Annotated in this window: 8 protein-coding genes; 4 read left to right on the top strand and 4 right to left on the bottom strand. The window is 70.0% G+C overall.

The features are described from left to right. The first annotated feature begins 381 nt into the window (after positions 1–381). On the top strand, positions 382–606 hold the full coding sequence (locus KHC27_RS05005; protein WP_213335810.1) for a hypothetical protein: 225 nt from the start codon (positions 382–384) through the stop codon (positions 604–606). A gap of 283 nt (positions 607–889) precedes the next feature. Here the strand turns inward: KHC27_RS05005 and KHC27_RS05000 are convergent, their stop codons facing one another. The 3 genes from KHC27_RS05000 to KHC27_RS04990 form a co-directional block, all read right to left on the bottom strand. After that, positions 890–1,267 (bottom strand): cupin domain-containing protein, encoded by a 378-nt coding sequence (locus KHC27_RS05000; protein WP_213335808.1) that lies wholly within the window; start codon positions 1,265–1,267, stop codon positions 890–892. Positions 1,268–1,462: 195 nt separating this feature from the next. Next, positions 1,463–3,079 carry a regulator gene (locus KHC27_RS04995; RefSeq protein WP_213335806.1) on the bottom strand — a complete coding sequence of 539 codons (1,617 nt, stop codon included), beginning with the start codon at positions 3,077–3,079 and terminating at the stop codon, positions 1,463–1,465. 69 nt (positions 3,080–3,148) lie between these two features. Continuing rightward, positions 3,149–3,847, bottom strand: coding sequence for a cysteine hydrolase family protein (locus tag KHC27_RS04990; protein ID WP_213335804.1), 699 nt, complete (start codon positions 3,845–3,847; stop codon positions 3,149–3,151). Positions 3,848–4,166: 319 nt separating this feature from the next. Here KHC27_RS04990 and KHC27_RS04985 point away from each other — a divergent pair, with 319 nt between their 5' ends. The 3 genes from KHC27_RS04985 (at position 4,167) to KHC27_RS04975 (ending at position 8,206) form a co-directional block, all read left to right on the top strand. Next, positions 4,167–4,961, top strand: a complete 795-nt coding sequence (locus tag KHC27_RS04985) for a phosphodiesterase (protein WP_213335802.1) — start codon at positions 4,167–4,169, stop codon at positions 4,959–4,961. A gap of 114 nt (positions 4,962–5,075) precedes the next feature. After that, the gene (gene uvrB, locus KHC27_RS04980) at positions 5,076–7,697 is read left to right on the top strand and encodes an excinuclease ABC subunit UvrB (protein ID WP_213335800.1); all 2,622 of its coding nucleotides are present in this window, start codon (positions 5,076–5,078) and stop codon (positions 7,695–7,697) included. A gap of 110 nt (positions 7,698–7,807) precedes the next feature. Continuing rightward, positions 7,808–8,206, top strand: a complete 399-nt coding sequence (locus tag KHC27_RS04975) for a DUF805 domain-containing protein (protein WP_213335798.1) — start codon at positions 7,808–7,810, stop codon at positions 8,204–8,206. A 7-nt stretch (positions 8,207–8,213) separates the two neighbouring features. Here KHC27_RS04975 and KHC27_RS04970 read toward each other — a convergent pair whose 3' ends face one another. Further along, positions 8,214–9,032, bottom strand: a complete 819-nt coding sequence (locus KHC27_RS04970) for a hypothetical protein (protein ID WP_213335796.1) — start codon at positions 9,030–9,032, stop codon at positions 8,214–8,216. Positions 9,033–9,071 lie beyond the last annotated feature (39 nt).

Here is a 9,071-nt window from a genome sequence, read left to right as displayed (position 1 = left end):
CCGGCTTGGGCCGCCGCGACCTCGGGTGCGTTACTCCCTCCGCCACGGCCACCGCGCCCGTCCCACGCCCCGGTCGCTCCGGAACGTCCCTTCGGCGGGGACAGATGAGCCAAGGATGCCTTAAGAATAGGACGATTGTCTAGGATAATTTTCTGATACCTGCAGCGAGGGCCTGTCGCCACCGGCCCGCGTCGACCGGCCGATACGGCACCAGGGCGGTGGCGGGTGCGCGCCACCCGGAGGGGCGCCGTCGCGGCGGCCCGTGGCGGCGTGTCCCGCCGCCCCACCGACCGCCTGCGTCTGCCCCACCGGAAGGCCGCAAAGCCAGATGTCGCGCCGGATTCGCGGTGGTATGATGGCGGGGCAACAGGGGGTGCGCTGATGTCGACGCGTCTCGTTCTCGCTATGGCGGCCGTCATGGCCTGCAGCACCGCGGCTTTTGCCGGCGGCAACAACAATATCTCCGCCAAAACCCGGTCGCCGGAGGCCCAGCAGGCCTATCACGCCTGCATGGTGAAGGCGAAGAAGGCCTATGGCTCGGAGGATATTCCCAAGAACGCGCTGCACGCCATGGCCGTGACCTGCGACGAGCAGGCCGGGCATTAGGCCCGCCGCGCGGCGGATTGCGGAGTCGGTGCCGGCCCTTGCGGTGGCCGGCTGCCACGCCGGGTCCGGCCGGCGCGCGGAAGCTGACGGCGGCATGACAGGCGCGCAGGGCACGGACGGGTGCGGCTGACGCCTCCCCCGGGCGGGCGTTGTCCCCGGTTTCCCGCGTCCGCGCAGGGCCTTGGCGGCGGCGGCTGACAGGGCGATTCCGCCGCGCCTTCGACGTGAGGGCGCCGCCCCGCGCGGAGGCGAGGTCGGCGCGGCGGCGGAGCGGTGGCCGGCGTCAGATCAGCCGGATGACGTAGAGCTTGCGAGTCGTTTCAACGACTTCCCACACGCCCTTGAAGCCGGGCCGCAGCACGAAGCTGTCGCCGGCGGCGAGGCGGACCGGGGGGCGGCCTTCCTCGTGCAGGATGGAGACGCCCTCAAGGAAGCAGCAGAACTCCCATTCCTCATAATCCACCCGCCAGGAGCCGGGGGTGGACTGCCAGACCCCGGCATAAAGCGCGTTGTCCGGCAGGGTCTCGAGGTTCCAGGTGGTGTGGCGCGGATCGCCCGCCACCAGCCGGTCGGCGGCGGGGGCGGTTTCCTCCGGCGGACCGAGGCGCGTCAGGTCGAAGCGCAGCAGGAAGGGGCTCGCGGTCGGCGCCTCGGTGGTCATGCGGAATCCTCGGGTCGGGGGAGAGCGGGCAAGGCGGGGCGCGCGACTATCTCACCCCTCTCGGGCGGTGTCAGCCGGGCGGCGCGGCGGCGGGGGAGATGCCAACGGAAAAGCGCGGCGGCCAACGGAAAAGAGGCCCCGAAGGGCCTCTCCGTCCGTGAAAGGCGCGGCGGGCCTCACCGCCGGCCGGCCTCATCACTCCGCCGGGGCGGCGTGGGCGCCTTCGGCCATCAGCCCGGCGCCGCTGGTCGCCGGCACGGCGTAGCGCGCGCAGAGCAGCAGGAAGCCGGCGACCATCACATAGGCCAGCGAGACGCCGGGGGTGACGGCGATGCCGACCATCTCGCCATGCATGAAGCCGAAGAAGGTGAGCACCGAGCCCGCCAGCGCGAAGCCGGCGGCCGCCACGAATTTGCGGTCGATCACGAACACCGCGATGGCGCCGAGCACCAGCCCGACCAGGATGGCGCCGCCGCCCATGATCTCCAGCCCGTGATACAGCACGCCGATGCCCGCCATCTTCTCCAGCCCGATGGCGTGGGCCGAGGTGCCGGCCAGCGTCAGCGAATTGTCGATCAGCAGCTTGGCCCAGGCCGCCAGATGCGGCGAGAGCGCCAGCACGATGGCCGGGGCATGGCGGGACGGCGTGGTCTGGAACGCCTGCGCGCCGATGAGCATGCCGATATAGAGCAGGATCGGCGAGATCGCGACCACCGGGATCAGCGCCAGCAGCACCGCGATGATGCCGAACCAGGACAGCAGGATCACCACCAGCCCGGTGCCCAGCGAATAGCCGATGCGCCCGCCCATCGACTTCCAGCCGGGGTGGCCGATATAGACCGCGTTGATGAAGGGATTGCCCATCAGGCAGCCGATGAGGCTGATGACGCCGTCGGCGGTGAGCACGCGGGTGGTGGGGAAATGGTCGCCCGCCGCCTCCGCGCTCTCCACATTGTCCATCGCCTCGACCAGATCGTAGATGCCGAAGGGAATGGCGGTGACGAGGATGACGCCGAGATAGGTGAAGCCGGAGAAGACGTGGCCCACCGCCGGCAGCGGCACCGAGAAGCCGAAATTGGCCAGCGAGGCGGCGAGCTTGTCGAGGCTCATGCCGCCATAGTTCAGCCCCACCGCGTTGGAGCCCCAGGCGATGACCATGCCCACCGCGATGGCGATGAGCCCGGCGGGAATGCCCTTGGGATAGCGCACCCCGCCGAACCAGCTCGCCAGGATGATGGCGAGGCAGGTGAGGCCGATGACCGGGGTCATGAAGATCTCGAAGGCCGGGCGCATGGCGATGAAGGCGATGGAGACGCCCGCCAGCGTGCCGAGCAGCGCGGCGCGCGGGGTGATGCGGCGGATATAGGGCGCGACGAAGCCGCCGATCATCAGGATGAAGCTCTGGAAGAACACCCAGACCAGCCCCGCCTCCCAGCCCTTCACCGGGTCGCCGGTGGTGGAGGCGATCGGCAGCATGATGACGAACACCACCACGAACATGTGCGGCACCGAAATGCCGGAGGGCAGGGCGCAGACGTCGTCGCGCCCGGTCTTCTTCGCGAGCTGGTAGGCGAGGAAGGCGTAGTAGGCGGTGGAGAGGAACATCATCAGCCCCACCGCCGGCAGGATGCGGCCGAACACGATCTCCGGCGGCATCTTCAGCACGAACTGCAGCAGCCCCGTCAGCACCAGCATGTTGACGAGGATGTTGGTGCCGAAGCCGAACAGGGCGTTCCAGTCGCCCTTGGTCCAGAGCGCCGGCCTCATGCCGGTGCGGCTCGGCGAGATGGGAGTCATGTCGGCGGCGCTCATGCGGTCATCCCCTTGGAGCGAGGCGTTGATGGTGTGGGTGGACGCTCACGCGCAGGCAGAACGGGCGGATCAGGCCGCCTTCGCCACGGCGGCGAGCGCCCCGACGAAGGCATGGGAATTCGACACCCAGCCGAAGATGCCGCCCTGGGCCTTGATCATCTCGAGGCCGACGCGGTGGAACTCCGGGAAATAGGAGGCGCAGCAATCGGCGAGGGCGACGCAGCGATAGCCGCGGTCATTGCCCTCGCGGATGGTGGTGTGGACGCAGACCTCGGTGGTGACGCCGCAGACCAGCAGCGTGTCGACGCCGCGGTTCTTCAGGATCAGCTCGAGGTCGGTCTGGTAGAAGGCGCCCTTGCCCGGCTTGTCGAGCACGGGCTCGCCCTCGACCGGGTAGAGCGCGGGAATGATGTCGTGGCCGGCCTCGCCGCGGATGAGGATGCGGCCCATCGGCCCGGCGCAGCCGATGCGCGCGGTGGGCGCGCCGCGCTCCACCTTGGCGGGCGGAGCGTCCGCCATGTCGGGGCGGTGGCCCTCGCGGGTGTGGATCACCAGCATGCCGGCGGCGCGCGCGGCGGACAGCGCCCGCTGGCACGGCACCACCGCCGCCTGCAGCAGCGAGACGTCGTTGCCGAGCGTCTCGCCGAAGCCGCCGGGCTCGAGGAAGTCGCGCTGCATGTCGATGATGACCAGCGCGGTGCGCGCGGGATCGAAGGTGAGCGCCGCGGGTTCGGCGGCGAGGACGGCGCGGGCGTCGGTTCGGGTCATGGCGGGCTCTCCGGCGCGGGCAAAAGCCTGTTGCATACATTGGTGTATGCATCGGGCGTGCCAGAGCTTGCCTTGCCGGAAACCCCGGTTTCCGCGGCCTTGAGCCCAGCCTCTGCCCACCACGGCCGGCGTTCACCGCCCGTTTTTCGGAGGTGATGCCTAGATTATATGCGCGCATGGTTGGTTGCCAGCCGGGAGGGCGGCCGCTCCGCCGCCGCTCCCCGTTCCGGCGAGCCCACCCGGCTGCCTCTTCCGGCCGCCTCTTGCCCGGCGGCGGTTGCGGCGCCATGAGAGGGGCCCCTGACGAAATGGCGGCGCCATGCTCATCGCCCAGCTTTCCGATCCGCATCTGTGCCTGCCCGGCGTGCTCTATCAGGGCGTCGTCGATTCCAACGCCCTGTTCGAGGCGGCGCTGGCGACGCTGGCGGCGCTCGACCCCCAGCCGGACCTCGTGCTGCTGTCCGGCGACGTCGTGGAGGAGGGGACGGTGGCGGACTATGCCGCCGCGCGGGCGATGCTGGACCGCGTCGGGCCGCCCCTTCTCGCCATTCCCGGCAATCACGACGCGCGCGAGCCGTTTCGCGCCGCCTTCGCCGGGCGCATGGGACTGCCGGCCGAGGGGCCGCTGCATCTGGTGCGCGATGTCGGGCCGCTGCGCCTCGTCGGCTTCGACATCACCGTGCCGGGCGAGCACCATGGCGAGGCGGATGCCGCCGCCTGCGGCTGGCTCGACGCCACGCTGGCCGCGGCGCCGGAGCGGCCGACGCTGGTGATGATGCACCAGCCGCCGATCCTGAGCGGGATAGACGCCATCGACGCCTATAACTGCCGGGGCGGGGCGCGGCTGGCGGCGGTGATCGCCCGCCACCCCCAGGTCGAGCGGGTGCTGTGCGGCCATGTCCACCGCTTCCTGCAGGCCCGCTTCGCCGGCACGCTGCTGCTGACGGCGCCGAGCACCGCCACCGCCATCGCGCTGCGGCTGCGGCCGGGGGCGGAGCCGGCCTCCTTCGTGGAGCCGCCGGCCTTCCTGCTGCACCACTGGCGTCCCGGCGCGGGGCTGGTGACGCATCTCGTCCCGATCGGCCGCTTCCCCGGCCCGTTCGACTTCTTCTGAGGCGGGTGGACCTTCCCTTACGGGAGGACGTCACCGGGCGGGACGGGCGCTTCCGGCGCGGGAAGCCGCCGCGCGGCTCTTCCCCCCGCGCCCGCCGCATCCCATATTGGCGCCATGGCCAAAGCCGCACGCCCCGGCGGATTCGGAGAGCGCTCGCAGCGCGCCTTCGAGCCCGCACCCACCGCGACCCTCGACCCCTCGCTCGCCGAGAAGCTCGGCGTGGCGCCGACCTCGGGCGCCTCGGCGACCGTCGCCGCTCTCTCCGCCCTCATCGAAGGCGGCCGGCCGGAAGTCGACGGCCGGCTCTGGGCGCCGCACCGCCCCGCCCGGCCGGAGAAATCCGAAGGCGGGGTGAAGTTCGTCATCAAGTCCGACTACACCCCGAGCGGCGACCAGCCGCAGGCGATCGAGGAACTGACCGCCGCCGCCCGGCAGGGCGAGCGCGACCAGGTGCTGCTCGGCGTCACCGGCTCCGGCAAGACCTTCACCATGGCCAATGTCATCGAGCGGCTGCAGCGGCCGGCGCTGGTGCTGGCGCCGAACAAGACGCTGGCCGCCCAGCTCTATGGCGAGTTCAAGAGCTTCTTCCCCGACAACGCGGTGGAATACTTCGTTTCCTATTACGATTACTATCAGCCGGAAGCCTATGTTCCGCGCACCGACACCTATATCGAGAAGGAATCCTCGATCAACGAGCAGATCGACCGCATGCGCCACTCGGCCACGCGCTCGCTGCTGGAGCGCGACGATGTCATCATCGTCGCCTCGGTGTCCTGCATCTACGGTATCGGCTCGGTCGAGACCTATTCCTCGATGACGCTGAAGGTGGAGGTGGGCGAGCGGCTGGACCAGCGCCAGCTTCTCGCCGATCTCGTCGCGCTGCAGTACAAGCGCATCCAGGGCGATTTCGGCCGCGGCACCTTCCGCGTGCGCGGCGATGTCATCGAGGTGTTTCCCGCCCATTACGAGGACCGGGCGTGGCGCATCTCGCTGTTCGGCGACGAGGTGGAAAGCATCCAGGAGTTCGATCCCCTCACCGGGCAGAAGTCGCAGGAGCTGAAATTCGTCAAGCTCTACGCCAATTCCCACTATGTGACGCCGCGCCCGACCCTGATCCAGGCCACCAACGGCATCAAGGCCGAGCTGAAGCAGCGGCTGGACGAGCTGAACGCCATGGGCCGCTTTCTGGAGGCCCAGCGGCTGGAGCAGCGCACCACCTTCGACCTCGAGATGATGGAGGCGACGGGAAGCTGCGCCGGCATCGAGAACTATTCGCGCTGGCTCACCGGGCGTCTGCCGGGCGAGCCGCCGCCGACGCTGTTCGAATATGTGCCGGACAACGCGCTGATCTTCGTCGACGAGAGCCATGTCACCGTGCCGCAGATCGGCGCGATGTACCGGGGCGACTTCCGCCGCAAGGCGACGCTGGCGGAATATGGCTTCCGCCTGCCGAGCTGCATGGACAACCGCCCGCTGCGCTTCGAGGAATGGGAGGCGATGCGGCCGCAGACCGTCCACGTCTCCGCCACCCCCGGGCCGTGGGAGATGGAGCGCACCGGCGGCGTCTTCGTCGAGCAGGTGATCCGCCCCACCGGGCTGATCGACCCGCCGGTCGAGGTGCGCCCGGCCCGCACCCAGGTCGACGACCTCCTCGGCGAGGTGCGCGCCGCCGCGGCCAAGGGCTACCGCTCGCTGGTCACCGTGCTGACCAAGCGCATGGCCGAAGACCTCACCGAATATCTCCACGAGAACGGCATCCGCGTGCGCTACATGCATTCGGACATCGACACGATCGAGCGCATCGAGATCATCCGCGACCTCCGGCTCGGCGCCTTCGACGTGCTGATCGGCATCAACCTGCTGCGCGAGGGGCTCGACATTCCCGAATGCGGGCTGGTGGCGATCCTCGACGCCGACAAGGAGGGCTTCCTGCGCTCGGAGACCTCGCTGGTGCAGACCATCGGCCGCGCCGCCCGCAATGTCGATGGCCGCGTGGTGCTCTATGCCGACCACGTCACCGGCTCGATGGAGCGGGCGATGGCCGAGACCGAGCGCCGCCGCACCAAGCAGCTCGCCTGGAACGCCGAGCACGGCATCACCCCGGAAAGCGTGAAAAAGGCGATCGGCGACATCCTCAACAGCGTCTATGAGCGCGACCATGTCCAGGTCGACAGCGGCATGGCGGAGGCGCCCGCCGCCTATGGCCACAATCTCGCGGCGGTGATCGCCGACCTCGAGAAGCGCATGCGCGCGGCGGCGGCCGATCTCGACTTCGAGACCGCGGCGCGGCTGCGCGACGAGATCAAGCGGCTTCAGGCCACCGAGCTCGCCGTTTCCGATGACCCGATGGCGCGGCAGGAATCGATCGACGACCGCACCGGCGGCTATCGCGGCGAGCGGCGCTATGGCCGCGCCGCCAACCTGCCGGAAGCCGAGGCCGGCAAGCCGAAGGGCCGCGCGGGCAAGCCGGCCGGCCGTGCGGGCGGGCCGCGCTCCTCGCCCGGCCATGTCTCCTCCAGCGCCGCGGCGCGGGCCGACGAGGCGCAGGCGCTCTACGACCCCGAGGACGGTCTGCCGCTGCCGCCCTCCCGCGTCATGAAGCCCTCGCTCGACGACATGGGCCCCGGCACCGACCGCGCCGAGCCGCTCGGCGCCGACGGCTGGACCCGGCCCGAGCGGCCGGACCCGATGACCAAGGGCTACCGCAAGGGCGGCCGCCGGCCGCCGAAGCGGTGAGGCGGCGGGGTCGCCGCCGCGGGCACTACCCCGATACGGTTTTCCGGTAGGTTACCCGCCGCTAGACTCCGGTGTCCGCTCGATGTGAGCGGGCGGGGCAGGGGCGTTTCATGGGTTTCACGCAGGCGGTCTCCAGCGTGCTGGGGAAATACGCGACGTTCGACGGGCGGGCGCCGCGGTCGGAATATTGGTGGTGGGTGGTGTTCAGCGTGCTGCTGAACTGGGTCACCGGCCTGCTCGACACGCTGCTGTTCGGGCCGTGGTCGCTGCTGGTATATGGCGAGCTGCACGTCTTCACGCCGATCTCGACGCTGATCGGCCTGCTGCTGATCCTGCCGTCCCTCGCCCTTTCGGTGCGCCGCTTCCACGATCTCGGCCGCGCCGGCTGGTGGCTGCTGCTGGCGCTGACCGGCATCGGCACCCTGGTGGTGACGGTCTGGTTCATGTTCCGCGGCACGCCGGGGCCGAACGACTACGGCCCCGACCCGCTGGGGCCGCCCTCCGTCTGAGGGCGCGTCAGGGATAGACGCCGTCGTCGTCCTTGTAGCCGCCGCCCGCGACCCAGATGAAGCTCTGGACGTCGATGCCGTCCTCGGGTTCCAGTTCCGCGATATGGCGGCGTATCGCGCCGGCGAGGTCGAGCAGCGCCTCATAGGTCGCGAAGTCGGGAGGCGACTGGTACACGTCGGCAAGGATGTGCCCGACGCGTTCGGCGAGCGACCGGGTGACCTCCGGCTTCAGGAACATGTGCCGTTCCGGGTCCCACAGGAAGGGCAGATAGGTGAGGATCGGCCAGGTGGCGGCGTTGTGGGTGCGGGCCAGATCGGTCATGGCGCGCAGGCCCTCGTTCGTCGGCGCGAGGGTGAAGCGGGCGGCGGCCTCGGCAAAGCGGCTCCCCAGCGGACCCAGCAGCAGGTCCTTCACCCGCATGGCTTCCTGCGGGAACAGCAGATTGGTGCGCTGAAAAGGTCTGAGGAGCGCGTCGCCGCGGCTCCTGCCGGCGGCCGCCGCTTCCAGCGGCGCCGCCGCGAGCAGCGTAAGGCGGGCTTCCCGCTTGTAGCTGCCTTCTCGGTCCAGATAGCCTTCCGACGCCATGCCATTCGGGAAGAACTGCCGGAACCGGTTGATGGCGCCGCCCCAGCCGATATAGCCGGGCTGCGCCGTACCGGCCCGGCGCTTCAGCTCGGTCCGCACCTCGGCCGGATCGGTCCCGGTGACCACCTCTCGGGACTGGCCACCGACAATGACCAGCCCACGATAAACCGCTCCGTCCAGAACCACCCTGAGTTCCTTCTTTCCGACGGGCTCGCTGTGGATGGTCCGGGGCGGTGACATGGCGCGCTCGCGTGCAGGAGATATATCCTGCACGCTAGA

Source organism: Ancylobacter lacus, assembly GCF_018390635.1.
Taxonomy (GTDB): domain Bacteria; phylum Pseudomonadota; class Alphaproteobacteria; order Rhizobiales; family Xanthobacteraceae; genus Ancylobacter; species Ancylobacter lacus.
Note: the sequence above shows the minus strand (reverse complement) of the source record. Positions and strands in the feature narration are given on the sequence as shown.

What these genes read in the sequence shown, in the direction of transcription:
- uvrB (WP_213335800.1), top strand. Translation starts at nt 5,076, where the DNA reads ATGGCCAAAGCCGCACGCCCCGGCGGATTCGGAGAGCGCTCGCAGCGC.
- KHC27_RS04975 (WP_213335798.1), top strand. Translation starts at nt 7,808, where the DNA reads ATGGGTTTCACGCAGGCGGTCTCCAGCGTGCTGGGGAAATACGCGACG.
- KHC27_RS04985 (WP_213335802.1), top strand. Translation starts at nt 4,167, where the DNA reads ATGCTCATCGCCCAGCTTTCCGATCCGCATCTGTGCCTGCCCGGCGTG.
- KHC27_RS04995 (WP_213335806.1), bottom strand. Translation starts at nt 3,079, where the DNA reads ATGAGCGCCGCCGACATGACTCCCATCTCGCCGAGCCGCACCGGCATG.
- KHC27_RS04990 (WP_213335804.1), bottom strand. Translation starts at nt 3,847, where the DNA reads ATGACCCGAACCGACGCCCGCGCCGTCCTCGCCGCCGAACCCGCGGCG.
- KHC27_RS05005 (WP_213335810.1), top strand. Translation starts at nt 382, where the DNA reads ATGTCGACGCGTCTCGTTCTCGCTATGGCGGCCGTCATGGCCTGCAGC.
- KHC27_RS04970 (WP_213335796.1), bottom strand. Translation starts at nt 9,032, where the DNA reads ATGTCACCGCCCCGGACCATCCACAGCGAGCCCGTCGGAAAGAAGGAA.
- KHC27_RS05000 (WP_213335808.1), bottom strand. Translation starts at nt 1,267, where the DNA reads ATGACCACCGAGGCGCCGACCGCGAGCCCCTTCCTGCTGCGCTTCGAC.